This is a genomic window from Streptomyces sp. NPDC005533, assembly GCF_042871845.1.
In the GTDB taxonomy this organism is placed as follows: Bacteria; Actinomycetota; Actinomycetes; order Streptomycetales; family Streptomycetaceae; genus Streptomyces.
In genome coordinates, this window is the sequence record NZ_JBIAJH010000002.1 from 259,028 (window position 1) to 285,485 (window position 26,458).

23 protein-coding genes and 2 pseudogenes are annotated in these 26,458 nt (G+C 73.5%); 14 read left to right on the forward strand and 11 right to left on the reverse strand.

Translation table 11 applies throughout. The features are described 5' to 3' along the window. Positions 1 to 1,551 precede the first annotated feature (1,551 nt). The 4 genes from ACFYP3_RS03305 to ACFYP3_RS03320 all read left to right on the forward strand — a co-directional run bounded on the left by ACFYP3_RS03305 (position 1,552) and on the right by ACFYP3_RS03320 (position 5,466). Positions 1,552 to 2,256 carry a phosphatase PAP2 family protein gene (locus ACFYP3_RS03305; protein WP_388825936.1) on the forward strand — a complete coding sequence of 235 codons (705 nt, stop codon included), beginning with the start codon at positions 1,552 to 1,554 and terminating at the stop codon, positions 2,254 to 2,256. A 116-nt stretch (positions 2,257 to 2,372) separates the two neighbouring features. After that, a complete protein-coding gene (locus ACFYP3_RS03310) occupies positions 2,373 to 3,950 on the forward strand; it encodes a carboxylesterase/lipase family protein (protein ID WP_388825939.1) in 1,578 nt (525 codons plus the stop codon). Positions 3,951 to 4,005: 55 nt separating this feature from the next. Next, positions 4,006 to 5,013: a LacI family DNA-binding transcriptional regulator gene (locus ACFYP3_RS03315; RefSeq protein ID WP_388825943.1), complete on the forward strand. Its 1,008-nt coding sequence runs from the start codon at positions 4,006 to 4,008 to the stop codon at positions 5,011 to 5,013. A gap of 60 nt (positions 5,014 to 5,073) precedes the next feature. Next, complete coding sequence (locus ACFYP3_RS03320) at positions 5,074 to 5,466, forward strand: VOC family protein (protein ID WP_388825946.1); 393 nt, start codon at positions 5,074 to 5,076, stop codon at positions 5,464 to 5,466. On the opposite strand, the gene ACFYP3_RS03325 is transcribed toward ACFYP3_RS03320, so the two are convergent. Both ACFYP3_RS03325 and ACFYP3_RS03330 read right to left on the reverse strand, forming a co-directional pair. Further along, positions 5,463 to 6,227: a phosphatase PAP2 family protein gene (locus ACFYP3_RS03325; protein ID WP_388825949.1), complete on the reverse strand. Its 765-nt coding sequence runs from the start codon at positions 6,225 to 6,227 to the stop codon at positions 5,463 to 5,465. The two genes, ACFYP3_RS03320 and ACFYP3_RS03325, sit on opposite strands and share 4 nt — an antisense overlap. Before the next feature lie 141 nt (positions 6,228 to 6,368). Next, a complete protein-coding gene (locus ACFYP3_RS03330; protein WP_388825952.1) occupies positions 6,369 to 7,322 on the reverse strand; it encodes an alpha/beta fold hydrolase in 954 nt (317 codons plus the stop codon). A 228-nt stretch (positions 7,323 to 7,550) separates the two neighbouring features. Between ACFYP3_RS03330 and ACFYP3_RS03335 the strand changes: the two genes are divergently transcribed. The 8 genes and pseudogenes from ACFYP3_RS03335 (at position 7,551) to ACFYP3_RS03370 (ending at position 16,553) form a co-directional block, all read left to right on the forward strand. Next, a complete protein-coding gene (locus ACFYP3_RS03335) occupies positions 7,551 to 7,991 on the forward strand; it encodes an ATP-binding protein (RefSeq protein ID WP_388825955.1) in 441 nt (146 codons plus the stop codon). Positions 7,992 to 8,137: 146 nt separating this feature from the next. After that, positions 8,138 to 9,775, forward strand: a pseudogene (locus tag ACFYP3_RS03340) (AMP-binding protein); the annotation flags it as partial. 195 nt (positions 9,776 to 9,970) lie between these two features. Further along, positions 9,971 to 10,351: pseudogene (locus ACFYP3_RS03345) on the forward strand (acyl-CoA thioesterase); the annotation flags it as partial. Continuing rightward, a complete protein-coding gene (locus ACFYP3_RS03350; protein WP_388825958.1) occupies positions 10,333 to 12,645 on the forward strand; it encodes an FAD-dependent monooxygenase in 2,313 nt (770 codons plus the stop codon). The pseudogene ACFYP3_RS03345 and the gene ACFYP3_RS03350, both read left to right, overlap by 19 nt. 12 nt (positions 12,646 to 12,657) lie before the next feature. After that, positions 12,658 to 13,677: a carbon-nitrogen hydrolase family protein gene (locus ACFYP3_RS03355; protein ID WP_388825961.1), complete on the forward strand. Its 1,020-nt coding sequence runs from the start codon at positions 12,658 to 12,660 to the stop codon at positions 13,675 to 13,677. After that, entirely contained in the window at positions 13,674 to 14,792 is a 1,119-nt protein-coding gene (locus ACFYP3_RS03360) for a cupin domain-containing protein (protein ID WP_388825964.1), read from the forward strand. The genes ACFYP3_RS03355 and ACFYP3_RS03360 overlap by 4 nt, the downstream gene beginning before the upstream one ends. A gap of 17 nt (positions 14,793 to 14,809) precedes the next feature. Beyond that, a complete protein-coding gene (locus ACFYP3_RS03365) occupies positions 14,810 to 15,721 on the forward strand; it encodes a fumarylacetoacetate hydrolase family protein (protein WP_388825967.1) in 912 nt (303 codons plus the stop codon). Between the two features lie 64 nt (positions 15,722 to 15,785). Then, a complete protein-coding gene (locus tag ACFYP3_RS03370; RefSeq protein WP_388826102.1) occupies positions 15,786 to 16,553 on the forward strand; it encodes an Asp/Glu racemase in 768 nt (255 codons plus the stop codon). Here the strand turns inward: ACFYP3_RS03370 and ACFYP3_RS03375 are convergent. The 6 genes from ACFYP3_RS03375 to ACFYP3_RS03400 all read right to left on the reverse strand — a co-directional run bounded on the left by ACFYP3_RS03375 (position 16,526) and on the right by ACFYP3_RS03400 (position 21,464). Continuing rightward, entirely contained in the window at positions 16,526 to 16,894 is a 369-nt protein-coding gene (locus tag ACFYP3_RS03375; RefSeq protein ID WP_388825970.1) for a hypothetical protein, read from the reverse strand. The genes ACFYP3_RS03370 and ACFYP3_RS03375 overlap by 28 nt on opposite strands. An 85-nt stretch (positions 16,895 to 16,979) precedes the next feature. Further along, complete coding sequence (locus ACFYP3_RS03380) at positions 16,980 to 18,035, reverse strand: zinc-dependent alcohol dehydrogenase family protein (protein WP_388825973.1); 1,056 nt, start codon at positions 18,033 to 18,035, stop codon at positions 16,980 to 16,982. Between the two features lie 42 nt (positions 18,036 to 18,077). Further along, entirely contained in the window at positions 18,078 to 18,932 is an 855-nt protein-coding gene (locus ACFYP3_RS03385; RefSeq protein ID WP_388825976.1) for a DMT family transporter, read from the reverse strand. A gap of 155 nt (positions 18,933 to 19,087) precedes the next feature. Continuing rightward, positions 19,088 to 19,540, reverse strand: a complete 453-nt coding sequence (locus ACFYP3_RS03390; RefSeq protein WP_388825979.1) for a DUF6069 family protein — start codon at positions 19,538 to 19,540, stop codon at positions 19,088 to 19,090. Positions 19,541 to 19,668: 128 nt separating this feature from the next. Further along, positions 19,669 to 20,490 (reverse strand): RimK family alpha-L-glutamate ligase, encoded by an 822-nt coding sequence (locus ACFYP3_RS03395; RefSeq protein ID WP_388825982.1) that lies wholly within the window; start codon positions 20,488 to 20,490, stop codon positions 19,669 to 19,671. Beyond that, a complete protein-coding gene (locus ACFYP3_RS03400; protein ID WP_388825985.1) occupies positions 20,487 to 21,464 on the reverse strand; it encodes a RimK family alpha-L-glutamate ligase in 978 nt (325 codons plus the stop codon). Before ACFYP3_RS03400 ends, ACFYP3_RS03395 begins: the two co-directional genes overlap by 4 nt. Positions 21,465 to 21,799: 335 nt before the next feature. On the opposite strand from ACFYP3_RS03400, the gene ACFYP3_RS03405 reads away from it, so the two are divergent. Then, complete coding sequence (locus ACFYP3_RS03405; protein ID WP_388825988.1) at positions 21,800 to 22,531, forward strand: hypothetical protein; 732 nt, start codon at positions 21,800 to 21,802, stop codon at positions 22,529 to 22,531. Between the two features lie 472 nt (positions 22,532 to 23,003). Here the strand turns inward: ACFYP3_RS03405 and ACFYP3_RS03410 are convergent, their stop codons facing one another. From ACFYP3_RS03410 to ACFYP3_RS03420, 3 genes are all read right to left on the reverse strand, one after another. Continuing rightward, the gene (locus tag ACFYP3_RS03410) at positions 23,004 to 23,726 is read right to left on the reverse strand and encodes an anti-sigma factor family protein (protein WP_388825991.1); all 723 of its coding nucleotides are present in this window, start codon (positions 23,724 to 23,726) and stop codon (positions 23,004 to 23,006) included. After that, the gene (locus ACFYP3_RS03415) at positions 23,723 to 24,334 is read right to left on the reverse strand and encodes a sigma-70 family RNA polymerase sigma factor (protein WP_388825994.1); all 612 of its coding nucleotides are present in this window, start codon (positions 24,332 to 24,334) and stop codon (positions 23,723 to 23,725) included. The genes ACFYP3_RS03410 and ACFYP3_RS03415 overlap by 4 nt, the downstream gene beginning before the upstream one ends. A gap of 83 nt (positions 24,335 to 24,417) precedes the next feature. After that, positions 24,418 to 25,416 (reverse strand): DUF1996 domain-containing protein, encoded by a 999-nt coding sequence (locus tag ACFYP3_RS03420; protein WP_388825997.1) that lies wholly within the window; start codon positions 25,414 to 25,416, stop codon positions 24,418 to 24,420. Between the two features lie 181 nt (positions 25,417 to 25,597). On the opposite strand from ACFYP3_RS03420, the gene ACFYP3_RS03425 reads away from it, so the two are divergent. Then, positions 25,598 to 26,383: a DUF1838 family protein gene (locus ACFYP3_RS03425; protein WP_388826000.1), complete on the forward strand. Its 786-nt coding sequence runs from the start codon at positions 25,598 to 25,600 to the stop codon at positions 26,381 to 26,383. Positions 26,384 to 26,458: the final 75 nt, after the last annotated feature.

Below are 26,458 nucleotides of genomic sequence, written 5' to 3' on the forward strand. Positions count from 1 at the left end.
GCCGTGCTGACTCCGCGGTCCGCCGGCCCGCGCGGGGCGCATTCGACCGCGCACCCGCCCCTTGACTCGCACCTGGGGGTGCCCGGCCGGGCGTCCCTTTTCGGCTACCGCCGGGAGAGTGGCGTCGTCGGCGCTCCTCGCCACCGGTGGGAGGTGCCGACTAGGTCGACCCCGCGTCCGCTGTGCGTTGTGCGGAGTCGTGTCGCCGAGGGAAGGCGGGTGGTCCGACAGAACACCCCTTGCGGTGGGGTGCCGAGCTCGTCGATCCCCTCGGGCTCGTGCGGTCCGGCAGGACGCCCCTCTCCGGCTACCGCCGGAAGGCGCCCGTCAACCGCTGGGGGGGGTGCCCGACTGTGTCGTTCGGTTGTCCGCCGTGCGTTCCGCGGGGTCGGAACACCCTTGGCTGCGATCCGGGTCGGGGGGCCGAGCGCGTGGACGCGCGGGGCCCGTGTGGCCCGGCGGGACGCCGTTTCCGGCGACCGCCGGGAGGTTGGACGTCGTCGGCGCTCCTGAGCCACCGCTGAGGGTGCCGATCAGGGCGGCGTCGTGTCCGCAGCGCGTTCGCGGGTCTGCGTCGCCGCGTGAAGCGGCCGGTCCGACGGATTACCCCTTGGCCGTGATCCGGGGCGAGGTATCGAGCTCCTGGGTCGCGCGGCGCCCGCGTGCTCCGGCGGGCGGCGTCTCGTTCCGGCTACCGCCGGGAGGCGCCCGTCACCCGGTTCCGTTGTCCGCCGTGCGTTCTGCGGGCGCGCTCCCGGCGCATTCCGCCGGCGGCCTTCCGCTGACCCGTCTCCATTGCTTCCGGCTCATCCGACCCCTTGATCCCCGACTCCCGACTCCCGACTGTTGGCCTCTGGTCCTCGGTCCCGCCTCCTTACTCCTGGTCGCCGGCTCCTCGCCCCTGGCCTTTCCGCCCATCGCTCCTTGCCCTGGCCTACGCCAGCCTCCAGCCACTGGCCTTCAACCCCCGGCCCCCGCCCATGGCCCCTGGCCCCCGCCCCGCCCCTGGCCCCCGGCCTCTGGTCTTCGCCTCCCCTGGCCCCCGCCCCCCGCTCCTGGCCTCTGGCCTTCCGTCTCCGCCTCCGGCTACCGGCCTCCGCCCCCGCGCCCCTGGTCCCTGACCCTCGCCCCGCCCCTGGCTCTCGCCCCGCCCCTGGCCCTCGGCCTTCGCCTCCGGCTTCTGGCCCCTGGGCTCGGGCCTTTGGCCCCTGGCCCTCTGCCCCTGGCCTTCCGCCTCCGGCTACTGGCCCCGCTCCCGCCCCAGCCTCGGGCCTCCGGCCTCCGGCCTCGGGCCTCCGGCCTCCGGCCTCCGGCCTCCGGCCTCCGGCCTCCGGCCTCCGGCCTCCGGCCTCCGGCCTCCGGCCTCCGGCCTCCGGCCTCCGGCCTCCGGCTCCTGGCCTTCGGCCTTCGGGCTTCCCGGGTTTCCGTTCTGTCCGTTCGTTCATCCGCTTGTTCCCGTCCCCGCTCTCGTGCTGCTTTCCGTGCGCCCCCATCGCGCGGCGAGGTGGCCGTGAAAGGCTCGCCGTGTTTCCTTCGCCTTCGCCCTCCTCCGTGTCGCCGTCACGGCCGCCCCGGCATCACCTCCCCGCCGGGCCGCCGCGTCACGCGCTTGCCTTCGGGGTCGGCCTGCTGCTCCTCGCGTTCCTGGTCGCCCTGCTGCTCCGGATGGATCAGCGGCCCTTCTTCCAGGAGCTCGACGACCGTTGGGCCGCCTCGGTGAACGACTCCGCCGCCGGGGGATCCGGCGGATCGGAGGGGGTCGGTGGGTTCGCCCTGTTCCTCGATCGGCTCGGCGGCCCCTTCGGTCTCGTCCTGCCGCTCGCGCTGATCGGCTGCCTCTGCGTCTACGGGCGCTGGCGCTCCGGGTTGTTCGTCCTCACCGCGGCCATCGTCACCAACCTCGTCCTCGTCCTGCCGCTCAAGGCGCTGGCCGACCGCCCGCGTCCCCCGCACCCGTGGGTCCTGGTCAACGACGGCTCGTACCCCTCGGGCCAGGTGTTCAGCGCGGTGACGCTGGTGATCGTGGTCGCGGTGGTGGTGTTCCCGCCGCGTGCGCGACGCTGGTGGTGGGCGATCGGGGCCTCGTACGTGCTCGCCATGATGGGGAGCCGGACCTGGCTGCACGCCCAGTGGCTCAGCGACACCGTCGCCGGCGTGCTCCTCGGCGCCGGAGCCTGCCTCGTGCTGTGGCGGGTCTTCGCGCCCTTGCTGAACGTGGAGGCGGAGCGGATGGCCTCGGACAGCTTGTGGATGTGAGCGGCGAACCCGAGGCGCGTCTCAATATATTGCGCAGTGTTGACGGGCGTTAAATTTCCACCATAACCTCGCTCTCGTCGCGCATCCGGTGCGCCGCGCTCAGGAAGGAACGGCTCATGCCCCACTCTCCAGATGAGGACCGGACGACGGTTGTGGACCTCCCCGCGGGGCGCCTGCGCGGCGCGACCGAGCGCGGGGTCGCCGTCTTCCGGGCCGTGCCCTACGCCGCACCCCCCGTAGGCGACCTGCGCTGGCGGCCCGCGCAGCCGCACGCCGGGTGGAGCGGCACGAGGGACGCCACCGTCGACGGTCCGAGCGCACCGCAGATGTACGTGGAAGGCGGCGACCCGGTGCTCGGCGGGCACGGGTCGCCGCCGTTCGGCGAGGACTGCCTGACCCTCAACGTGTGGACGCCCGCCGCCGACGGCGCCCGCCGTCCCGTACTCGTCTGGATCCACGGCGGCGGCTTCGTGTCCGGCTCCGGCTCACTGCCCGGCTACTCCGGCGAGACCTTCGCGCGCGACGGCGATCTCGTCGTCGTGAGCATCAACTACCGCATCGGGCCGCTGGGTTACCTCTACACCGGCGAGCAGGGGGAGCAGGGGGAGCAGAGTGAGAGTGGCAACCCGTGGCTCTCCGACCAGCTCGCCGCCCTGCGCTGGGTGAAGGAGAACATCGCCTCCTTCGGCGGCGACCCGGACCTCATCACGGTCGCCGGCCAGTCGGGCGGCGCCGTCTCCACCGCCGCCCTCGCCGGACACCCCGAGACCCAGGGGCTGATCCGGCGGGTGATCCTGCAGAGCCCGCCCTTCGGCCTGGACCTCCCCGGCCCGGACGCCTCCCTGGAGCGCACCGCCACCTACCTGGAGCTGGCCGGCGCCAAGGACCTGGCCGAGCTGCGCACGCTGCCCTGGCAGGAGCTGATCGGGGCGGCCGGCGGGCTCTTCGCGCGGACGATGCGCTGGGGGTACTGGCCGACGCCCTTCCTCCCGGTCGTCGACGGGGTCACCCTCCGGACCCACCCGGCGCAGGCGCTGCTGGACGGAGCCGCCGCCGACATCGACGTCATGATCGGCTGGACGAGGGAGGAGGCCAACTTCGGGTTCGCCCTCGACGAGGGGTACGCCGCCGCCACCCGGAAGCAGGTGACCGACCGCATCGCGGAGACCTTCGGAAGCGAAGCCGCCGCCGAGGTGTACGCGGCGTACGAGCGGACCCGGCCCGGGGCCCGTCCGGCCGACGTGCTGATGGACCTCATCACGGACGAGCTCTTCCGGGTCCCCGCCGTCCGGCTGGCCGAGGCGAGGGCCGCGGCGGGCAATCCGGTGTGGGCGTACCAGTTCGACCTGCCCACCCCCGCCTACGAGGGCCGGCTCGGCGCCGCGCACTGCTTCGAACTGCCCTTCGTCTTCGACAACTTCGACCAGTGGACGCACGCGCCGTTCCTGGCCGGACTCGCTCCCGCCGTCCGCGACGGCCTCGCGTACGCCATGCACCGGGCCTGGATCTCCTTCGTCCGCACCGGCGACCCGAACCATCCGGACCTGCCGCACTGGCAGCCGTACGACACCGGCCGGCGCACGACGATGCGCTTCGACTCCGTCGTCACCGCGCTCGACGACCTGGCGGGAGCCTCCCGCCTCCTGCACGGCCCCTCGCGCCCGTCCGGGCACCCCACCGCTCCCTTGATCTAACTCGTGTAACCTGAAGAAAGGAGCAAGCCGCGCAGAAGGAGCACCGAAGGACGTCATGGCCAAGGACACCCACGTCCCCGCGTCGATCACCAGCGCCGACGTGGCCCGCCTCGCCGGGGTGTCGCGCGCCACGGTCTCCTTCGTGCTCAACGACACCCAGGGCCACCGGGTCAGCGCGAGCACCCGCGCCCGGGTGCTCGACGCGGCGCGGCAGCTCGGCTACGTACCGCACGCCGCCGCCCGGTCCCTGCGCGCCGGCCGGAGCAACCTCGTCCTGATGCCCGCGTCGATCTCCGCGGTCGGCCGCCTCGTCAGCGACTGGGTCGACGACCTGCACAGCGAGCTCGACCACCTCGGCTACACGGCCGTGCTCCACGCGGGCCGTTTCGCCGACCCCGTCGACGCCGCCCGCGCCTGGGCCGAGCTGCGCCCCGCGGCCGTCGTCGCCCTGGACGGCGACCGCTTCACCCCGCAGGCGGCCGAGCTGCTGGGTCGCGCCGGGGTGCGCGGGCTGCTGGCCTTCGCGTCCCACCCCGTCGAGGGCGTGCACACCATCGGCTTCGACCACCGCCACATCGGTGCCGCCGCGGCCGAGCACCTCATCGAGCGCGGCCGGACCAGGATCGGCGTGGTCATGCCCCAGGAGAGGGGCCTCGGCACCCTCGCGCAGCCGCGCCTCGCGGGCGCGGAGTCGGTGGCGGCCCGGAGCATGGCGACCGTCACCCCGGTGGAACTGGCCTACACACGGGAGTCCGCGAGGGCCCTCGCCCGACGCTGGCCGAGCCTCGGGCTGGACGCCGTCTTCACGTACAACGACGAGTACGCGGCCCTGCTGCTCCACGCGCTCCGGGCCGAGGGGATCGTCGTACCGGACGAGGTCGCCCTCGTCGGCTGCGACGCCCTCGTCCTCTCCGCACTCCAGCAGCCCGCGCTCACCACGATCCGCCTGGACCTGCCGTCGGCGGCACGGATCGCGGACGCCGTGCACGAGCTGATCGAGACGGGGACGGCGACGCCCGTCCCGGCGGTGGAAGCCGTCCTGGTCCCGCGCCTGACCTCGTGAGCCGGTCAGGGGAGTGCACGAGCGCAAGCCGGTCCGCGTGCCGGACATCAGGGAGTTGACGTGCCTCCGAGGCTGAGACTGACCGCGATCACGCTCGACTGCGCCGACCCCGTGGCGCTGGCCGCGTTCTACCAGCGCGCCACGGGGCTGGAACCCCACCCCGCGTCCGACGGTGACTTCGCCGGCCTCACCGGCGAGGACGGGCTCTTCCTCGGCTTCCAGCGGGTGGAGGGCCACCGGGCACCGACCTGGCCGGACCACACCGTCCCGCAACAGGCCCACTTCGATTTCGACGTCGACGACCTCGACGAGGCGGAGGCGCTGCTCCTGGGGCTGGGCGCGACCAAGCCGGAGCACCAGCCAGGCGGGCGGCGATGGCGCGTCTACACCGACCCGGCCGGGCACCCCTTCTGCGTCACCCCTTCCCGGCGCGACCCGGAGGGCAGGCCCTAGAGGGCCAGGGGCTTCGGGCCGGACGGCGCGGTGGAGTCTTCGCGCGCTCCGCGTACGCGTTCCCGGGCGAGGGCGGGCCGGAAGAGCCACCAGACGAGCAGGCCGGCGCCCGCGCCCGCGGCGGCGCCGGCCACCGTGTCTGTGAGCCAGTGCGCGTGCAGCCAGGTACGGCTCCACATCATGGCCAGGGTGAAGGCCGCGCCCCCGTACCACCAGGCCCGCCGACGGGCGGCCGGGACCAGGAGCACGCCGATGGTGACCACGAGGAGCGCCGCGGTGGCCGCGTGGCCGGACGGGAAGGAGCCGTGGTCGACGCGGACCAGGGGGTCGGCCGGGCGCGGCCGGCCCACCAGGTGCTTGAGCCCTTGGACGACGAGCATGTTGCCGCCGAGGTAGCCGACGAGGAGGAAACCGGCCGACGTCCAGCGCCGGCGGACGAGCAGCACGGTCAGCAGGGTGAGCGGGAGGAGGGCGCCGAGCGGCCCGCCGAACCAGTTCAGGGCCGTGGCGGCGGCCAGGTACGGGCCCTCGTGGGGGCCGCCCATCCAGAGCAGCCAGCGTTCGTCCAGCCCCTGGAAGGGCGGATGCGTGACGTCGACACGGACCACGAGGGCCGGGACCAGGGCGGCCGCAAGGAACAGGAGGGCCGCGACGAGGACGGCGCGGTCGCGGCGCGGGGGTGGTCCGGTGGCGGCGCGGCGGGCGGCTGCGCGGGGGCCGTCGGGTCTGTCGTTCGGGGTGATGACCGGAGTGCCGGGCATGGCGGTGCCTCTCGCGGCCGTGGGAGCGCCCGCGGCCGTCATGCTCTGGAAGGAGGGGGAGGGGGGAAGGGTGCGGGGGAACGCGGGGGGCGCGGCCCGGCCGCGCCCCCCGTGGTGGAACGCCGTGCGCGGAACCGGCCGTCAGGTCCCCGCGCCGAGGTGCCGGGCCAGGAAGCCCACGCTCTCCTCGACGATCGACGTGATGTCCGGGGAGTCGAGGAAGATGTGGTCGGCGCCGTCCACGGGCTGCAGGACGACCTCGCCCCCGGCAGCCCGCAGGGCCTCGGCGAGGACCTCGCTCTGGCTGTACGGGACCAGGCCGTCCCGGGTGCCGTGCACCAGCAGGAACGGCGGCGGGGTCGAGTCCGCGGCGTACGTCACCGGGCTCGCCGTGCGGGCCGCCTCCGGGTTCTCCGCCACGGAGGCGCCCAGCAGGGCCTCGTAGGGATCGGGGAACTCCATCCCGGACGGCATGGCCGGCATCGGGTGCGCGGCCAGGGCGACCAGGTCGGCGACCCCGTACCAGTCGACGACCGCGAGGACCCCGGTGTCGCCGGAGCCGACGCCGTGCGTGCCCTCCAGCGCCGCGGCCTGCGGGCTGTGGGGGCCGACCAGTGCGGCGAGCGCCGCCAGGTGGCCGCCCGCGGACTCGCCCCAGACGCCGATCCGGGTCGGATCGATGCCGAGGGTGTCGGCGAACCTGCGGACGTAGCGGATCGCCGCCTTCACGTCGTGCAGCTGGGCCGGGAAGGGGGCTTCGAGGCTGTGCCGGTAGTCGATGGAGACCAGCGCGAGCCCGGCCGCCAGTACCGCCCCGTGCAGGAGGGTGGCGGGCACGGTCGGCGGCGGGTAGCGGCGGTCGCCGTCCAGCCAGCCGCCGCCGTGGATCCAGACGACCGCCGGGAACGGCCCCTCACCCGCGGGCACCTGGACGTCGAGCAGGCGGGGGCGGTAGCCCGGGGTGGTCGCGTAGGTGATCCCGTCGAAGCGGCGCACGCCGTCCGCGCCCGTCACGGGCGGCACGGGGGACTGGTACGGCGGGGGCGGCCAGGTCATGTCGGCGATGTCGAACTCGGCGGGTGGGGATTGCGTCATTGCGGCCCTTCCAATGCGGCGGTCCCGGCGTGGGCGGCGTGCAGGCTTCGCGTCGTATGTCCGAAATGCTTGCGCGAGTCACCGGGGGAGGCTAGCGTGTTACACGTGTAATCACGGACTCTAGCGACGCGTTTCCGCTGACGACAAGCCCAGGAGCCGTCCGACTTCTGGAGCAGTGGCACGAGACGCACCGGCGGATGCGCCGCCTTTCCCCTCCGGGAGCACGTCATGCTCACCACCCCCGCCAGTTCCGCCCCTCCCGCGGTCCGGAGCTTCGTGTGCTGGGTCGCCGACCCCGTCGCCGCGAGCGTTCCGCAGGTCAGGGCCCGGGTGCGCGCCACGCTCGAAGGCTGGCGGGTTCCGTGCGGCGCCGCCGACGTCCTGGTGCTGGCGGTCAGTGAACTCGTCGGCAACGTCGTCCGGCACGCCGGAGCCGGCCGGATGCGGGTCGGGGTGGCCGTCGGTGGAGGCTGGCTCCGGCTGGAGGTCTCGGACCGGGGTACGGGGCCGCCGCGGCTGCCGACCCCGCGCGCCGAGGTCGATCCGGAATCGGAGGGCGGGCGCGGGCTGCTGATCGTGCAGCTCCTGACGGCCGAGCTGGGCGGCGAACTCTCCTTCGTGGCACACGGGTTCGGGAAGTCGGTCCGGGTGCGGATACCCGCGGCCTGAGCGGTGAACGGTCGAGCGGTGAGCGGCTGCGCTGCTGCCCGAGGCGGGGCCGTGACTCTCGAATATCGCGAGAGATTGACGGACGCCAAATATTCGACATATCTTGCACCCGTCTCCCCGCTGCTCCCTGATTGAGGTGCCGCCCCATGGAGCTCTCCCCTTCCGCGCATGCCGATTCCTTCTGTCGCGACCGGCTTCCGCCCCCCGCTCTCTGGCCCGAACTCCACTTCGAGCTCCCGGAGTTGGACTACCCGGACCGGCTCAACTGCGCTCAGCGCCTGCTCGACGACGCCGTCGAACGGCTGGGCCCCGACCGCCCCTGTCTGCTCACCCCGACCGAGCGCTGGACCTACGGCGAACTGCAGCACCGTGCCAACCAGGTCGCCCAGGTCCTCACCGAGGACTTCGGTCTCGTCCCCGGCAACCGCGTCCTGCTGCGCGGCCCCAACAACCCGTGGCTCGTCGCCACGTGGTTCGGGGTCCTGAAGGCCGGCGGGGTCGCCGTCACCACCATGCCGATGCTGCGCGCCTCCGAGCTCGCCGACCTCGCCGACATCAGCCGGCCGCTGCTCGCCGTGTGCGACCACCGCTACGCCGACGAGCTCGACCCGGCCCGCCGCCCCGGCGACGCGGACGCGCCGGACCTGCCGGACCCGCCGGCCCTGCCCGTCCTCACCTACGGCGGTCCCGGACCGGCGGACCTGACCGCGCGCTGCGCGGCCAAGGACGGCCGCTACGCCACCGTGGTCACCGCCGCGGACGACGTGGCGCTGATCGCCTTCACCTCCGGAACGACCGGCCGCCCCAAGGCGACCCTGCACTTCCACCGCGACGTCCTCGCGAACGCCGACACGTTCTCCCGGCACGTCCTCAAACCCCGCCCGGACGACGTCTTCACCGGCACACCGCCGCTCGCCTTCACCTTCGGGCTCGGCGGACTGGTGGTCTTCCCGCTGTCCGTCGGGGCCGCCACGCTGCTGATCGAGCAGGCGCCACCGCTGCAACTGGCCGAGCTGGTCGCGGCCCACGGGGTGACCGTGCTCTTCACCGCACCCACGGCCTACCGCGCGATCATGGAGGGCGGGGCGGTGGACCGGCTGGCCGGGCTGCGCCGCTGCGTGTCCGCCGGGGAAGCGCTGCCGGCCGCGGTCTGGCACGAGTTCCACGCCGCCACCGGGCTGCGCGTCATCGACGGCATCGGCGCCACCGAGATGCTGCACGTCTTCATCTCCGCGGCCGACGAGGACATCCGGCCCGGTTCCACCGGCCGTCCGGTTCCCGGCTACCGCGCCGCCGTCGTCGACGAGCAGGGCGATCCCGTCCCCGACGGGCAGCCCGGTCTGCTGGCGGTCACCGGCCCCACCGGCTGCCGCTACCTCGCGGACCCGCGCCAGGCCTCGTACGTCAGGAACGGCTGGAACATCACCGGCGACACCTACATCCGCGACGCGGAGGGCTACTTCTGGTACGTGGCCCGCAGCGACGACATGATCGTGTCCTCGGGCTACAACATCGCGGGCCCCGAGGTGGAGAAGGCCCTGGCCACCCACCCCTACGTCGAGGAATGCGCGGTCGTCGGGGCCCCGGACACGCGGCGCGGCATGGTCGTCAAGGCCTACGTGGTCCTCGGCGCCGGAGTCCCGGCCGCCGAGGGGACCGTCCGCGAGCTCCAGGCCCACGTCAAGCAGACCATCGCCCCGTACAAGTACCCGCGGGCCGTCGAATTCGTCACGGAACTCCCGCGCACCGGCACCGGGAAACTCCGGCGCGGCGCACTGCGCGAGCGCGCCCTCTCGGACGCGGCGAGACCCGGCCCGGAGGAGCCGAAGGACCTGCGCGCGCCGTCCGCCCCGCAGGCATCGGCCTCGACATCGGCACCGCCCCCGTCCGCGCCGCCCAGCGTCGTCGTCGAACGCCGCGTCGAGTGGACCGACACCGACGCGGCCGGCCACTACCACCACTCCACCGTCGTGCGCTGGGTCGAGGCGGCCGAGGCCGTCCTGCTCCACCGCCTCGGCCTGGCCCACCTGTTCGGCAGCACGCCCCGGGTGCACTTCGAGGCCGACTACCGGGCCCGGCTCTGGTTCGGGGAGGCGGTACGCACCGAGCTGACGGTCACGAAGGTCGGTTCGGCCTCCCTGCACTACGCCTTCACCGTGCGCGGCGAACAGGGCGTGGAGGCGGCCACCGGCCGCATGGTCATCGCCCACTCGGCCGCCCACGCGAGCGGGTCCACCCCGTGGCCCGCCGACGTACGGGAACGGCTGGCCGCGGCGGGGCCGCAGCAACCCGAACTACTCACCACCCGCGCGCAGTCAGCGCAATCACCCGGAGGTACGGCGTGCGCGTCGCAGTCATAGGAGGAGGGCCCGGCGGACTGTACTTCGCGGCCCTCACCAAGCAGCTCTCCCCGCACTGGGAGGTCACCGTCTGGGAACGCAACGCCCCCGACGACACTTTCGGATTCGGCGTCGTCTTCTCCGACGAGACCCTCGACGGCATCGCCCAGGCCGACCGCGAGATCCACGCGGCCATGTCGGCCGAGTTCGCCCGCTGGGCCGACATCGACGTCCGCTACCGGGGCTCCACCCTCACCTCGGGCGGCCACGGCTTCGCCGCCCTCGGCCGCCGCCACCTGCTGCGGATCCTCCAGGGGCGCTGCGCCGCCCTGGACGTGGACGTCCGTTACCGCACCCAGGCCCCGCCCGCCGCCGAACTCGCCGCGTCGTACGACCTGGTGGTGGCCTGCGACGGCGTGCGGTCGGCCACCCGCACCGCCTACGCCGACACCTTCGGCACCGACCTCGACGAACGCAGCGGCCGCTACATGTGGCTGGGCACGGACAAGGTCTTCGAAGCCTTCACGTTCATCGTCGACGAGCACGACTTCGGCACCGTCCAGGTGCACGCGTACCCGTACGACGCGACCCGCTCCACCTTCATCGTGGAGATGACGGAGGAGGCGTGGCGGCGCGCGGGCTTCGAGGAGTCCGCCGCTCTCGACCACCCGCCGGGCACCAGCGACGAGGCCGGCATACGGCGCTGCGAGGAACTCCTCGCCGACCACCTCGACGGGCACCGCCTGCTGCCCAACAACTCCAAGTGGCTCCGCTTCACCACGGTCCGCAACCGGACCTGGCGCCACGAGAACGTCGTCCTCCTCGGGGACGCCGCCCACACCGCGCACTTCTCCATCGGCTCCGGCACCAAGCTCGCCATGGAGGACGCCCTCGTCCTCGCCGCCAGCCTGCACGAACACCCGGACGTGCCGAGCGCGCTCGCCGCGTACGAGGACGAGCGCAAGCCGGTGGTGGAGTCCACCCAGCGCGCGGCCCAGGCCAGCCTGGAGTGGTTCGAGCGCATCGACCGCTACACCGGCCAGGACCCGCACCAGTTCGCGTTCAACCTCCTGACCCGCAGCCGCCGCGTCACCTACGACAACCTGCGCGTGCGCGACGAGCGGTTCACCACCGCGGTCAACCGCTCCTCGACCGTGCCGCCGATGTTCCGGCCCTACCCGCTCGGCGGACTGCTGCTGCGCAACCGGGTCGTCGTACCGCCCACCGCCCTGCACACCGCGCGTGAAGGCGTCCCCGGCGACTTCGACCTCGTCCACCTCAGTACGCAGGCCCTCGGCGGCGCCGGCCTGGTCCTCGCCGGGATGACGGCCGTCAGCGCCGACGGCCGGGCCACCCCCGGCTGCCCCGGCCTGTGGAACGACGAACAGGAAGCGGCCTGGCGGCGCATCACCGCCTTCGTCCACGGCCAGTCCGACACCTGCCTCGGCATCCAGCTCACGCACGCCGGACGCCGCGCGGCCGCGCACGACCGGCAGCCGTTCGCCGCGTCCCCGCTGGCCTGGGACGAGCGGAGCCCGGTGCCGCGCGAGTCCGACCGGGCCGACATGGACGCGCTCGTACGGGACTTCGTGAGCGCCGCCCGGCGCGCCGACCGGGCGGGCTTCGACGTCCTGGAACTCCAGTACGGCCACGGTCACTTGCTGTCCGGCTTCCTGTCCCCGCTGACCAACCTGCGGACCGACGAGTACGGCGTCGACCTCGACGGCCGGCTGCGGCTGCCGCTCGAAGTGCTGCGCGCCGTACGGGAGGTGTGGCCGGCCGGCAAGGCACTGCTCGTGCGGATCTCCGCCGCCGACTGGGCCGAGGGCGGCACCAGCGAGACCGACGCGGTCGCGATCGCCCGCGCGCTCGCCGCGGCGGGCGCCGACGCCGTCGACGTCTCCACCGGTGAGGTCGTCTCCCACGAGCGGCCCCGCTACGGCCGCAGCTACCAGACCCCGTACGCGGACCTGATCCGCAACGCCACGGGCGTCCCCACCATCGCCGTCGGCGCGATCTCCACCTACGACGACGTGAACTCGATCATCCTGGCCGGCCGGGCGGACCTGTGCGGCGTCGGCCGCGCGCAGCTCCACGACCCGCTGTGGACCCTGCACGCCGCCGCGGCCCAGGGCTACCAGGGCCCCGCCGCGCCCTGGGCCCGCGCCTGGCGGGCGGGCAGCGGCCGGCCCCCCTCGGCCCGCACCGATCGCATCCCGCCCCGCCTCGCACTCCTGCGGCAGCCCGCCGCGTCCGCCCACCGCCGCTGGCTGCCGCGCGCCACCGCCCCGGCACCCGCCCCCGCCCCCCGATAGCAGGAGGTCCCCATGCCCATGGACACGGAGAACCTGCCCCGTTACACGGCCGCGGCCGTCCAGGCCGCACCCGTCTACCTCGACCCCGCCGCCACCGTCGACAAGGCCGTCGCCCTGATCGCCGAGGCAGCGGCGGGCGGAGCCGAACTCGTCGTCTTCCCCGAGGTGTTCGTCCCCGGCTACCCGTACTGGAACTGGACGATGAACCCGGTCCAGGGCTCTCCCTGGTTCGAGCGGCTCCAGCGGGCCTCCGTGGACATCCCCGGCCCGCACGTCGACACCCTGCGCGCGGCGGCCCGCCGGCACGGCATCGTCCTCGTCATCGGGGTCAACGAGCGGGCCCCGCACAGCCTCGGCGTCCTCTACAACACCCTGCTCACCATCGGACCCGACGGAGCCCTCCTCGGCCTCCACCGCAAACTGGTGCCGACCTGGGCCGAGAAGCTCACCTGGACCGGCGGGGACGGCAGCTCACTCGTCGTCCACCCCACCCCCATCGGCCCCCTCGGCGCGCTCGCCTGCGGCGAGAACACCAACACCCTGGCCCGCTTCACCCTCCTCGCGCAGGGCGAACTCGTCCACGCCTCCTGTTACATCGCCCTGCCCGTCGCCCCCGCCGACTACGACATGGCCGACGCGATCGCCGTCCGCACCGCCGCCCACAGCTTCGAGGGCAAGGTCTTCTCCGTCGTCGCCTGCTCCACGGTCTCCCCGGAGATCGTCGACCTGATCGCCGGGGACGACGAGGAACTGCGCAAGCAGTTCACCCGCCCCCGCAGCGCCCTGTCCGGGATCTTCGGCCCCGACGGCCGCCCGGTCACCGAACCCCTCGTGGACGACGAGGGCATCGTCTACGGCGAGATTGACCTGGCCCGGTGCATCCAACCGAAGCAGATGCACGACATCACCGGCCACTACAACCGCTTCGACGTCTTCCGCCTCGAAGTCGACAACCGCCCCCGGCCGCCCGTGACCTTCACCGTGCCCCCGGCCCCCTTCACCGACACCGCCACCCCCGAGGAGGACGTATGACCATCGAGCAGGACGACAGCATGCTCGGCCGTGCCCGGGTGTCCGAGACCCCCGAACTCACCGCGTACTACGAAGAACTCGGCGCCCTCGACGCCGGCGCCCTGTGGACCGTCGCCAACGACATCGAGCCCTGGTACCCGCAGCCCAAGTCCGTGCCCGTGCTGTGGCGCTACGAGGCACTGCGCCCCCACGTCCTCAAGGCCCTCGGCCTCGTCAAGGGCGACGACGCCGGCCGCCGCGTCGTCATGCTCGTCAACCCGGGCCGCAAGGACGTCAGCGCCGCCGCGGGACTCCTCTACACCGGTCTGCAGATCATGGGACCCGGCGAGGCCATGACCGCCCACCGCCACCAGGCCGCCGCCCTGCGCTTCGTCCACGAGGGCACCGGCGCCTGGACGATCGTCGACGGGCAGAAGCTGAAGGTCGGCCCCCGCGACTTCGCCATCACCCCGAACGGCACCTGGCACGAGCACGGCAACGACGCCGCGGACGGACCCGTCATCTGGCAGGACGGACTCGACATCCCCCTGGTCAACGCCCTGGACGCCGGGTTCTACGAGGTGCACCCCGACCTGTACCAGACCCCGGGGAAGGTCATCAACTCCTCGGTCCTGACCTACGGAGCGAACCTCTTGCCGTACGGGGTGGAGAAGTGGACCCGCCCCTACTCGCCGCTGCTCGCCTACCCCTGGGAGTCCACCTACGAGGCCCTGCGCGGCCTCGCCAAGGCGAGCGGGGGCTCCCCGTACGACGGGATCATCGCCGAGTACACCAACCCCGTGACCGGCGGCCCGGTCATGCCCACCATGGGCGCCCACATGCAGCTGCTGCGCCCCGGCCAGGCCACCCTCGCCCACCGCCACACCGGCTCCGTGATCTACACGGCCGCCAAGGGCCGCGGAGTCTCCGTGATCGCCGGACAGCGCTTCGAGTGGCAGCAGGGCGACATCTTCTGCGTCCCCTCCTGGGCCTGGCACGAGCACCACAACCTCGACCAGAGCGAGGACGCCTGCCTCTTCTCCTTCAACGACTTCCCCGTCATGCGCTCGCTCGGCTTCCACCGGGAAGAGGCGTACGCCGACAACGGCGGGCACCAGCCCGTCACCGCCGCCTGACCCACGAGGAGCCCCCCATGCGCCTGCTGACCTTCACCCACCGCCCCGACGACACCACCGGACGCCTGGGCGTCGAGGCCGACGGCCTCGTCCTCGACCTCGCGGTCCTGGCCGACCACGCCGGCGTGCGCCTCCCGCACGACCTGCTGTCCTTCGTCCAGGCCGGCCCGGCCGCGCAGGAGGCGGCCCGGCAGCTCCTCGCCGCCGACCCGGCCGGACCGCCCGCCGGCGCCGTCCACCGACTGGAGGATGTCACCCTGCGCGCCCCGCTGCGCCCCGGCAAGATCATCGGTGTCGGCCTCAACTACATAGAGCACGTCGAGGAGTCCAGCCGCAGCCTCGACACCGACAAGGACCTGCCGCCGCGCCCGGTCCTCTTCGGCAAGCCCGCCACCGCCGTCACCGGCTCCGGCCAGCCGATCCTGCACAACGCCGACCTGACCACCCAGCTGGACTGGGAGTGCGAACTCGCCGTCGTCATCGGCCGCACCGCCCACCGGGTGAGCGAGGAGGACGCCTACGACCACGTCTTCGGCTTCAGCATCATCAACGACATCAGCGCCCGCGACCAGCGCCGCTCCGGACAGTGGTTCTTCTCCAAGGGCCAGGACTCCTACGCCCCCTTCGGCCCGGTCGTCGTGACGCGGGACGAGATCCGCGACCCCATGGCCCTCGACCTCTCGCTGCGCGTCAACGGCGTCACCAAGCAGAAGTCGAACACCCGCCACATGCTCTTCCCGATCGGCCGCCTCATCGCCGACATCAGCTCCGGCATGACCCTGGAACCCGGCGACGTCATCGCGACGGGCTCGCCCTCCGGCGTCGGCGCCGGCATGGTCCCGCCGGAGTTCCTCACCCCCGGCGACACGGTGGAAGCCACCGTCGAGCTGATCGGCACCCTCACCAACCCCGTCGTCGACGCCCGCTGAGGAGCACCCCGTGGCACCCCGCACCTACCGCATCGGCCAGATCGTGCCGAGCTCCAACGTCACCATGGAAACCGAGGTCCCGGCCATCCTCCGGGCCCGCCGCGCCCTCGCACCCGACGAGCGCTTCACCTTCCACTCCAGCCGGATGCGCATGACCCACGTGACCCCGGAACAGCTCAGGGCCATGGACGCGGACTCCGACCGCTGCGCCGCGGAACTGTCCGACGCCCGCGTCGACGTCCTCGGCTACGCCTGCCTGGTCGCCATCATGAGCACGGGCCTCGGCTACCACCGCACCTCCGAGGAGCGCCTGCACCTGCGTACGGTGGAGAACGGAGCCCCCGCCCCCGTCGTCACCAGCGCCGGCGCCCTCGTCAACGGCCTGCACACCATCGGCGCCAGGAAGATCGCACTGCTGGCCCCCTACATGCGCCCCCTCACCCGGACCGTCGTGGACTACCTCACGCACGAGGACATCGAGGTCCTCGACTACGAGGCCCTCGAAATCCCCGACAACCTCGACGTCGCCGCCCACGACCCGGCCCGGCTGCCGGGGCTCGCCCGGGCGCTGGACTACGCGGACGCCGACGCCGTGGTGCTCTCCGCCTGCGTGCAGATGCCGTCCCTGGACGCCATCGAGGAGGCCGAACAGCTCCTCGGCAAGCCGGTCGTCTCCGCGGCGGTCTGCACCGCCCACCAGCTGCTGCGCGCCCTCGACCTGGACGCCGTGGCCCCTGGCGCCGGCCACCTCCTGTCGGGCACGTACGCGCGGGCACCCCTGCCCGGACGGCCCCCGGCGCCCGGCTACCTCATGGGGGGCGGCACCGTGTAGTTCGGGATCGACGGGTCCTTCGGGTCGAAGGGCGTCGGCTTCCAGCTCGCCGGCGGCGGACGGTCGGGAGCCGGCGGCGGGTTGCTGCCCCGGTTCGGGTTCTGCGGGACCTCCGACGGGCTCGCGGGGGTCCGTACCGGCGCCGGCCCGCCGGTCGCCGAGGGTCTCGCCTCCGCGGTCGGCGTCGAGGCCGGGGCGGACGGCGGCTGCGCGGTCGCCGGCTCCGACGGGGAGGGAGCCGGCGGGGCGGTCGCCGGAGCACCGGGCTTCCCGGCGTCCGGTCCGGCCGCGCCGCCGGAGCAGCCGACCAGCGTCAGGGCGCCCGCCAGCGCCACGGTCACGGCGCCCACCACTCGGTTCCCGGAGCCCATGCCCACCGCCCGCCCTCGCCGTACGGTCCGTCCGTTCGGGTCGGGCGATCGTAGCTCAACCGCGCGTCGACGCCCCCGGCAGGATGATCGTGACCCCGCGCCCCGGCGCCGTACCCATCGCGGCCAGCGCCGCCGGAGCCGCGTCCAGCGGGATCGTCGAGGTGACCAGCAGGTCCGGGCGCAGCGCCCCGCTCCGGACCAGCTCCATCATCGGCGGGTAGGCGTGCGCCGCCATGCCGTGGCTGCCGAGGACCTCCAGCTCCCAGCCGATCACCCGGTCCATCGGCAGGACCGTCGCGCCGGCCGCCGACGGAAGCAGCCCCACCTGCACGTGCCGGCCCCGGCGGCGCAGGCCGCTGATCGACGCGGCGGCCGTCGCCGGCGACCCCAGCGCGTCGAGCGAGAGGTGCGCACCCCCGCCGGTCAACTCCCGCACCGCCCCCGCGGTGTCGGCGCAGGCCGCGGCGTCCACGCCGTGCACGGCGCCGAACTTCCGTGCCAGCTCCAGCGCCCCCGGCGCCGTGTCGACGGCGACCACCCGCGCCCCGGCCGCCACCGCGATCATCACGGCGGACAGGCCCACTCCGCCGCAGCCGTACACGCTGACCCACTCGCCCGCCGCGACCCTGCCCTGCGCCACCACCGCCCGGAAGGCCGTCGCGAACCGGCAGCCGAGCCCGGCCGCCGTGGCGTACGAGAGTTCCTCGGGCACGGCCACCAGGTTCACGTCGGCATGGTCCAGGGCCACGTACTCCGCGAAGGACCCCCAGTGGGTGAACCCGGGCTGCGTCTGCCGCGCGCAGACCTGGTGGTCGCCCGCCGCGCAGTCGGCGCAGCTCCCGCAGGCGCACACGAACGGCGCCGTGACGCGGTCGCCGACCCGCCAGTTCGCGACCCCGGCCCCCACCGCCTCGACGACGCCCGCCAGTTCGTGGCCGGGCACGTGCGGCAGCACGATGTCCGGGTCGTGCCCCATCCACCCGTGCCAGTCGCTGCGGCACAGCCCGGTGGCCTCCACCCGCACCACCACCCCGCCCGCCGCCGGCCGCGGCTCCGGCACGTCCCTGACCTCGGCCTGCTCGCCGTACCGCTCGAAGACCACCGCTCGCATGGATCCCGCCCTCCGCTCGACTGACCGGCACGCTACCCGGCGTCAGGGCGCGCCGTCCCCGGCCCGGGCGAGGGCCAGCACCCCCGTGCCGATCAGGGCGATGCCCAGCAGCTGGGGGAGCAGCCACCAGCCCGACCGCAGGTGTTCCTCGTACAGGACCACGCCCAGCGCGATGCTGATGCCGGCGTCGCCGAGGGTCAGCGCGGGCTGCGAGGCGACCAGCGGCCCGCCCTGCATGGCGTGTTCGAGCAGCAGCAGGGCGCAGATCCCGCTCGCGCCGAATGCGTACGTCTCCCAGGAGGTCAGGAACGCGCCGAGGCCGCCGTCGTCGAGGACGTGCACCGACGACTTCATGAGGGCGGCGGTGAGCGCGTAGCAGACGGCGGTGGCCGCGCCGAGGCAGCCGGCTCGCGCGCGACCGGGCGGGCGGCGCAGTCCGGCCACGGCCAGCAGGGCCACGACGACCGCGCAGGCCGTCAGGGCCACCGCCCACCGCGCGGCCGGCACGTCCGTACGGTTGCCCTGGGGCGACGCGGCCACCAGCGCGATCCCGAGCCCCGCCACCACCCCCGCCACGGCCAGCCACAGAGCCCCCGGCAGCCGCTGACGCGCCACCAGCGAGGCGATCAGCAGGGCCAACGGCAGTTCCAACACGAACAACGGCTGTACGAGCGAGAGCGCACCCGTGGCCAGCGCGACGGCCTGCCCGACCCCGGCCGCGATCACGGCCAGGATCCCGCCGACCCACACCGGCCGCCGCAGCAGGTCGAGGACCAGGCCGAAGCGGAAGCCGTCGCTCTGCGGCACGGTGAGCGCCGCCCGCCGCTGGAGCACGGTGGCGAGCGCGTTGCTGAGCGCCGCGAACAGCGCGAAGAGGACCGGCAGGACGACGCCCATCCCCCGATCCTCAGCGCGCCCACCCGCGCTCCCCGCCACGACACCGCCCCGGGACCGCCCCACCGAGCGCATTCCCCCGTCCGGCCGCGCGCGTCCGTCCCGGACCGGGGCCGCGAGGTGCGGGCCCCGTCCGGGGGAGGACCGAGAAGGCGGGCTCAACGCTTGCGGCGGTGGAGCTCCAGGGCGGCGACGACGGCCACGCCGAGGGCGATGTGCATGAGGGCCAGGGCCGTGACCGTGCCGCCGTCGGCGCCGGACGACAGCGGGCCGGCGACCGACAACAGCGCCAGCCCGCCGCCCACGACCTGCGCGATCCGCAGGAACACCGGCTTCCACAGGGCCAGCAGGAGGGCGGCGCCCGTCCCGACGACCAGCGGGACGACGGAGGCCCCGACGACGCCCCCGACCGTGATCGCGTGCTCCTCACCCGCTTCGACGACGACGAGCGAGGCACCGGCCAGCTTGGCGACGGCAAGAACGACCAGATTGAAAACGGCCGCGCCGACCGCGCCGGCGACCAGCACCTTCCACCAGGCGAGGCCGGAACGACGAACCGAGGGTGCGGTGGGGGCGGCGGGGCCGGAGTTCGGAACGGCACTGCTCGACATGGGACTTCCTCCGATATGTAGTGCTGCGCGGCCGTACGGCCGGCGGCATACGAAGAAGCCTGCGACCTGAACCTCACTTGAGGTCAAGCCGCGCCCGTCCCCTGGTGACACGTGCGACGAGAACGCGGTCAGACGTGCGGGCGGCGGCGGTCCCCCGCTCGGCGCAGGGTCAGGGACGCGAGGGCCGCCGGGGCTTCGGGCTGGTTGCGGACGCCGGGGAAGGCATTGATGTCGACGATCAGCGGCGTGCCGCCGCCGGTGTCGATGATGTCCACGCCGAAGACCTCCAGCGCGAACACCGCGCCCACCTCGCGCACCAGGCCGGCCCATCCGGAGGGGAGTTCCTCCGGGGACAGCGGCAGGTCGGCGCCCCGCCCGCCGGGGGAGAGCTCGGAGCGGCGCCGGGCCGCGAAGACCCGCTCCCCGATGGCCCACAGCTTGTGGTCCCAGCCGTTGTTGGGCGCGTACTCCTGCACCACGACCGGCTCCCGCGGCCAGGCCCGCGCCAACGCGCGCAGCTCCGCGGTGTCGTCGGCCCGGGCGACGAGATCGCCCTTGCGGTTGTGCCGGCTCTTGACCACCACCGGCGCGGCGAGGGGGGACCCGCAGGCCCACTCCGAGAAGGGGCCGACGGTACGGGTCGCGGCGAAGGGGAGTCCGGCCCGCAGGGCGAGCCCGGCCATCTCCGTCCGGTCCTGGCACAGCGCGGTGGCCGCCGCGGAGTTCAGCACCGTGGCGCCCCGCCGCTCCAGCTCCCGCGCGAGCCCCACGGCGTGCGGGGTACCCGACTTGAGCAGGTACACATCGGCGGGCCGGCGCGGCACCGGTACGGGCGCCTCCCCGGCCGGGGTCGGATCGAGCGCTTCGACGACATGGTCCGGAGCCAGCAGCGCGGCGGCCCCCGCCAGCAGCGGGTGCCCGGGGTCCGGCGTGATCAGGCCGATCCTCATGAGCTCTCGCCCGCCCTCGCCGACGCCTGTGCCGGGATCGAGAGGGGCAGCGTCGGGAACGGCACCGCCGCGGGCGCGGGCGCGGGTGCGGACGTGGACGCGGGCTGCGGGACGGTCACCTGCGGCTGCGGCTGCGGCTGCGGCTGCGGCTGCGCCGGGCCGCCGCCCGTCCGCGCCAGCTCCAGCACCGCCCGGGCCACCCGCGCCGCCGCGTCCGGCACCTGACGGAAGCTCGGGAAGTCGTTCACGTCGACGACCACCGGCCCGTCCGGACCCAGCAGCACGTCGACCCCGTACAGATCCAGCCCGTAGACCGCCCCGACCCGGGCGGCGATCGCCGCCACCTCGGCCGACAGCGGCACCCGGCGCTCCCGCACCGAGGGGTCCGGGTGCAGCGGGGAACAGCGCTCGGTCGCGAACAGCTCGCCGCCGACCCCGTACACCTTGATGTCGGTGCCCGAGTTGGACACGTACGGCTGGGCGATCAGCATGCCCTCGCCCGCCAGCACGGGCAGCATCGTCTCCAGCTGCTCCGGCGAGGACACCAAGCGCACGGCCCGCCCGGAGCTGCCGTCGGCCGGCTTGACGACGAGCGGGTACTCCGCCGCCGGTACCTCCCTGAGCAGTTCGGGGCAGGCCACCGCGTACGTGGTCGGCAGCGGCAGCCCACTGCCGCGCCCGATGGCGGCGGCCAGCGCCTTGTCCCGTACGCCCCGGATGGACCGGGCGTCGTTGACCGTGGTCATCCCGGCCGCCGCGGCGCCTTCGAGCAGGGTGAGCCCCGGGCCGCCGGAGACGGTCTTGAGCACCCAGGCGTCGTGCGTCCCCGTGTCCACGGCCTCGGACATGCGCAGCAGCGAGCCGCCCGGCCGCACCACGTCCACCCGGTGCCCCCACGCCGTCAGCTGCCCGATCACCTCGTTCGGCATGCCGTCGTGGCGGTAGTGCTCCTCCACCAGGAAGCAGAGCCTCATCGACCTTCCCCATATTCCCCGGACGTCCGCCGATTCCGTCCGGCGAGTTGCGACGTCACAGGATGTCATGGACCGCAATGTGATGATCGGTCCGGCTGTGGGCTTCCTTGCCGCGTCCACGTCCTGGCGGGACTCGCGGACCATTGAGGAGCCGTTGTTCCGGCGGGCGGTCTGCCGCGCCCGGGAGCGGCTCCTCCACGACGAGGACCCGGACGTGCGGCGGGCACCAGCAGGTCTGCCACCAGGAGGACATGCGCGGCCTGCTCGATCGGGCCGGGGTGCCGGTGCCGGAAATCCCGGTGCATGATCGGACAATCGACTGCTAGCTTCATCGCGTGCCGAAGCTGAATCAGATCATCGCAGTGGAAAAGGGCGTCAAGTCCAAGTCCCTCCAGGAGCTCACGCAGGCTCACCACGACGTCCAGAAGCCCGCCTTGCTGGCCGGCATCTCCCGGACCTACCAGCCCAAGGACGAGGAGGGCGAGCAGCTGCCGCCCGAGTCCACGCGGGTGCAGGTCAAGGCCGAGGACGTGCTCCGGGCGACCGCGGGGACGCTGACGCGGCTGTTCGACGTGACGGCCACCAAGGACTGGGCGAACCGCACCGCGGCCGCCGACGTCGTCGTGGACGGGACGGTCCTGCTGGCACAGGTGCCCGTGCCCTACCTGCTCTTCCTCGAGAAGCAGCTCACGGACATGCACACCTTCGTACGGAAGCTGCCGGTGCTGGACGCCTCCGAGTCCTGGAACCTCGACCCGTCGACGGACTCCTGGAAGACGGACCCGGTGCGCACGATCCGCACCAAGAAGGTGCCGCGCAACCACGTCAAGGCCGAGGCCACCGAGAAGCACCCGGCGCAGGTCGAGGTCTACTACGAGGACGTCCCGGTCGGGTACTGGACGACGGTGAAGTTCTCCGGAGCGCTGCCCGCCCGCCGGGTCAACGAGCTGCTCGACCGCGTGGAGAAGCTCCAGCAGGCCGTCAAGTTCGCCCGCGAGGAGGCCAACAGCACCGAGGTCACCGACCAGCGGGTCGGGGACGCGGTGTTCGGCTACCTGTTCAGGTAGCCCCGAAATCTCCCCCCGCACATCTGCGGGGGGTGCGCGAGAGCGCAAGCTGAAACTGATGTTGAAGCTGAACCAGGGGTGTCAGTTGGGGGTTCGAATCCCTCCCCCGGCATTGCGTGCCGGGGTGGCCCAAGCCGGTAGAGGCGGCCCCGTAAATCTCAGATTCTCGCTCCAGTCTCAGTATTCGCCGCCGAACACCGGATCGACCGAGCGTGGACGATCATCGATGGATGGGGGTTCAAGTCCCCTCTGCGCCTCTTTCGTGGCGCGGTAGTTCAAAGGTAGAACACGTCGATCTAAGAATGATCCGCGACTCTTAAACGTGCCGGTGTGCGCAATTGGGTGGCACACAGGAGCCCGGGAGCTGGATATGCTCCCGGGCTCCGTCACGTCCCGGCCCTCGTCACGCCGGGACCGACCCCGGCCATGCCGGAACCGACCCCGGCCGCGCCGGGACCGACCCCGGCCGCGGTCAGGCCTGTACGGACACGAACGTCCGGCCCGCCTCGTTCTCCACGAGGACCGCCTTGACGTTCGCCGGGTCCATCGCCGCCGAACCGTCCAGCGACGCGCCCTTGCCCTCGCCGTTCTCCTGGCCGCCGACGACCCAGCCGCCCGCGGTGGTGCGCGTACCGTCCTTGCCGACCACGACCAGCCGGCACCGCTCGCCCTGCGGCACTCCCGTGACCGCCGCGTGCAACCGCACCCACTTCGCCGCCGGCGTCATCTGCACGGTCATCCGCGCGCCCGTGCCCGGATCGGTCGCGGAGAGCACCTTGGTCCCGGCGGGCGGAGGCGAGGGATCCGCCGGCGCCGTCGGGGACGGCGGTACGGGCAGGGCGATGGCGTCGGGATCGCCGCCCAGCTGCGTTCCGGCCCAGAACACGGCGGCCAGGGAGGCCGCCACGGCCAGTCCCGCGAGTCCCGCGCGCCGGCGCTGCGCACCGGCCCGTTCCCCGCGCATCTGCCGCAGGGTGCGCTGGAGCAGCAGGTCGCCGCCCTGCGGCGGCCCGTCGAGGAACGCCTCATCGGGTACCTCGCCCAGTGCCGCTTCCATCTCGCGCAACGCGGCCACCTCCTCCCGGCACTGCACGCATCCGCTCATGTGTTCCTCGATCCGGCGGACCTCCTCGGCGTCCAGGACGCCGAGCACGTACGGGCCGAGCAGTTCCTCCTCGTGCCGCTGCCGGTTCATGCCACCACCTCACGCAGTCCGGCGGGCTGCTGGGGCGGCCTGCCCTGTCGTTTTCCGTCTCTGAAGCTGCTGTCACCCGAACGTTGGTCCCTGAAGACGTCGCGCAGGGCCTTGAGCGCGTAGTGCGCACGCGATTTGACCGTACCCGCCGGTATGCCGAGGGTGTCGGCCGCCTCCGCCACGCTGAGCTGCCGGTAGTACAACTCCTTCAGGACGTCGCGGTGTTCCGGCGACAGCTGGTCGAGGGCCCCCAGGACCGTCATGCTGTCCACCACCGCGTCGGCGTGGTCCGCCTCCACCGGGGGAGTGGCCGAGGCCCCGGAGACCTCCGGGGGCCGTGCCGCCTTGGCCCGGTAGCGGTCGGTGATGATGTTGCGGGCCACGGTGAGCAGCCAGCCGCGCACCGAACCCTTCCCGTTGACCAGGACTTCGGAATGCCGCCAGGCACGGATGAGCGTCTCCTGGACGACGTCCTCGGCGGCGGCCCGGTCCCCGGTCAGCCGGGTGGCGTACGCGAGCAGGGCGTGACCGTGCTCCTCGTACACCGACTTGATCAGTGCCTCGTCGGTCGAGCCCCGCCGAGTGCGGGGCCACAGTGGTCCGGCCATCTCACCCTCTCCGTCTTCCTCGCTTGGGTGGTGCGGTCGGAACACGCCACCGGCGCCCGTCCGGTTCACGTGACCTGCGTCACTCAGATCCGGCAGGTGCGTCCCTCGTTGAGGCAGCCGACGACCACGGCCATCTGCCGGTCGGTCATCGCGTTCACGAACATCGCGTGATCCGTCTTCGGACTGTGCCGCTGCTCGGGGAAGGAGTCGAGTGCCACCGGCACCCCCGCGGGGACCTCGTAGGCGAGGGAGACGCGCAGTTCGGGCACCGGGAAGAAGTCCGGTGGGCAGACCCCGTTCGTTCCGGGGAAGCGCAGGTGCGAGCGGTGCCCGGCGCCGGCGGTGTCGATGCCGTTCCAGCAGCTCGGGAACACCAGGGTGCGGGTGACCCGCTCGCCCTCGGGGCAGCGCGGGTAGCGGGTGGTGGGCCGGTCCGGGGAGCCGGAACACCCCCAGCGGGCCCGTACGTCGGCGTCGCTGCCCGCCGTGTAGGCGACGGCGTCGCCCGTCATGCCGCGCAGGAAGCGGGGCATCGCCACCACCTTGCTCACCGGGCTGCCGCGGAACTCCACCCGCACCGAGACCTCCGGCAGGATCTCGCCCTCGTTCCCGTGCCCCGCGGAGTGCTCGTGGGGGCGCGTGCCCGGCCGGTCGAGCCGCCGCAGGACGGGCCAGTAGTACGTGGACCGGTCGCCGCCCGCGCAGCTCGTGGCGGCCGCGGCCAAGGAGGCGTCGGTCGACATCGCGTCCGTGGACAGGTTCCCCACGTACGCGTGGGTGTGGTGGGCGCCGGCCCGCAGGCCCGGCGAGACCACCAGGTTGTCCTCGTTGTAGTGGCCCTGTTCGTTGCGGCCGCAGTCCACCGTCACCGAGCCGGGGGATCCGTCGGCGCCCGGGGCGGGAGCGGCGGCGGGGGCGCGCGGAACGTCACGTATGTCCACGTAGTCGGAGGGCGCCGGACGCCCGGCCGCGGACCTCCCGTGCGGACCGGCCGCTCGCGAGGCACCCAGCACCGCGGCGGTCAGTCCGCCCCCCAGGACCAGGCAGATGACGAGCGTGAGCAGTCGGCGTTCTTTCCCCATGGCGGTCACGGTCGCCGGTGGCGCGACCGTCGTCAACCTGGCATCCGGATGGCGGTCTCCGGCCCGCCCCGGGCCACCGGACCCACCCGCCCCCACCAGCCCCTCAAGCCCCTTGCCGGCGGCTGCGGTTGTCCATGGGGACGCTTGCCCGGCCGGGCCGCGACCGCGCACAGTGAGCCGTATGACATCAGCCGCGACACCCGCCGAACTCCTGCAAGCGTTCGCCCGCACCCGCGCCTCGCTCGACGGTGACGAGGTCACGTTCTGGTGGACCGGTGACGTCCACTCGTGGGCCCCGGGCGAGCCCTACCGGCGCCTCTTCGGCTTCGAAGGGCTCAACGTCGCCCGCCTCGTCCCGGACGAGGAGATCGGCGGCTACCAGCTGCTCTCCAGGGAGGCCGCGTTCTACCTGGACCCCCGGACCCGGCAGATCACGGAGACCTGGGAGGGCAGGCCGGTGGTCCACGTCTGGAACGATCCGGCCAACCAGCGGTGGCGGCCGTTCCCGGTGCCCGTGACCGACCTGGGCGACCAGGTCTGCTTCAGCCTGGAGATCCCGCTCGCCTACCCCTCGCCCCTGCCGGTCGAGGAGTACCCGGACCAGTCGGCCGACGACACCTACCGGGCGCTGGAGCTCTTCCAGTTCTTCACCCCCCGGGCGGCGCTGGCCACCGACGCGCCGAGCGTCCCCTCGACGATGTCGTGGACGCGCATGTCCCCGTGGCTGCCCTGGATGGAACAGGGCGCGCGCCCCGGCGGCCTCACCTTCCACTGCCGCGGCCGCAAGCTCGACGCGTACGCGCAGGTCCCCGAGCGCACCCGCGCGTACATCGCGGACCACCACCCCGAATTCGCCCACGCCCCGGAGAAGTGGAGCGAACCGAACGAAACCAGCTGGACCTACTACCGCAAACTCTTCCCGCCGAACCAGTCCGTCCGGCCGGACCGCCCGTTCGGCGATCGGTGAGGGGGATCCGGCACAGCGCAGGGTCCATGCGGCCTTGGTGGCGCTGCGGGCCGGGCCAGGTCTGCCGGATCGGCC

Coding starts and splice junctions, on each gene's coding strand:
- ACFYP3_RS03310 (WP_388825939.1), top strand. CDS start 2,373: ATGCCCCACTCTCCAGATGAGGACCGGACGACGGTTGTGGACCTCCCC.
- ACFYP3_RS03315 (WP_388825943.1), top strand. CDS start 4,006: ATGGCCAAGGACACCCACGTCCCCGCGTCGATCACCAGCGCCGACGTG.
- ACFYP3_RS03325 (WP_388825949.1), bottom strand. CDS start 6,227: ATGCCCGGCACTCCGGTCATCACCCCGAACGACAGACCCGACGGCCCC.
- ACFYP3_RS03330 (WP_388825952.1), bottom strand. CDS start 7,322: ATGACGCAATCCCCACCCGCCGAGTTCGACATCGCCGACATGACCTGG.
- ACFYP3_RS03335 (WP_388825955.1), top strand. CDS start 7,551: ATGCTCACCACCCCCGCCAGTTCCGCCCCTCCCGCGGTCCGGAGCTTC.
- ACFYP3_RS03355 (WP_388825961.1), top strand. CDS start 12,658: ATGCCCATGGACACGGAGAACCTGCCCCGTTACACGGCCGCGGCCGTC.
- ACFYP3_RS03360 (WP_388825964.1), top strand. CDS start 13,674: ATGACCATCGAGCAGGACGACAGCATGCTCGGCCGTGCCCGGGTGTCC.
- ACFYP3_RS03365 (WP_388825967.1), top strand. CDS start 14,810: ATGCGCCTGCTGACCTTCACCCACCGCCCCGACGACACCACCGGACGC.
- ACFYP3_RS03370 (WP_388826102.1), top strand. CDS start 15,786: ATGGAAACCGAGGTCCCGGCCATCCTCCGGGCCCGCCGCGCCCTCGCA.
- ACFYP3_RS03380 (WP_388825973.1), bottom strand. CDS start 18,035: ATGCGAGCGGTGGTCTTCGAGCGGTACGGCGAGCAGGCCGAGGTCAGG.
- ACFYP3_RS03385 (WP_388825976.1), bottom strand. CDS start 18,932: ATGGGCGTCGTCCTGCCGGTCCTCTTCGCGCTGTTCGCGGCGCTCAGC.
- ACFYP3_RS03390 (WP_388825979.1), bottom strand. CDS start 19,540: ATGTCGAGCAGTGCCGTTCCGAACTCCGGCCCCGCCGCCCCCACCGCA.
- ACFYP3_RS03395 (WP_388825982.1), bottom strand. CDS start 20,490: ATGAGGATCGGCCTGATCACGCCGGACCCCGGGCACCCGCTGCTGGCG.
- ACFYP3_RS03400 (WP_388825985.1), bottom strand. CDS start 21,464: ATGAGGCTCTGCTTCCTGGTGGAGGAGCACTACCGCCACGACGGCATG.
- ACFYP3_RS03410 (WP_388825991.1), bottom strand. CDS start 23,726: ATGAACCGGCAGCGGCACGAGGAGGAACTGCTCGGCCCGTACGTGCTC.
- ACFYP3_RS03415 (WP_388825994.1), bottom strand. CDS start 24,334: ATGGCCGGACCACTGTGGCCCCGCACTCGGCGGGGCTCGACCGACGAG.
- ACFYP3_RS03420 (WP_388825997.1), bottom strand. CDS start 25,416: ATGGGGAAAGAACGCCGACTGCTCACGCTCGTCATCTGCCTGGTCCTG.
- ACFYP3_RS03425 (WP_388826000.1), top strand. CDS start 25,598: ATGACATCAGCCGCGACACCCGCCGAACTCCTGCAAGCGTTCGCCCGC.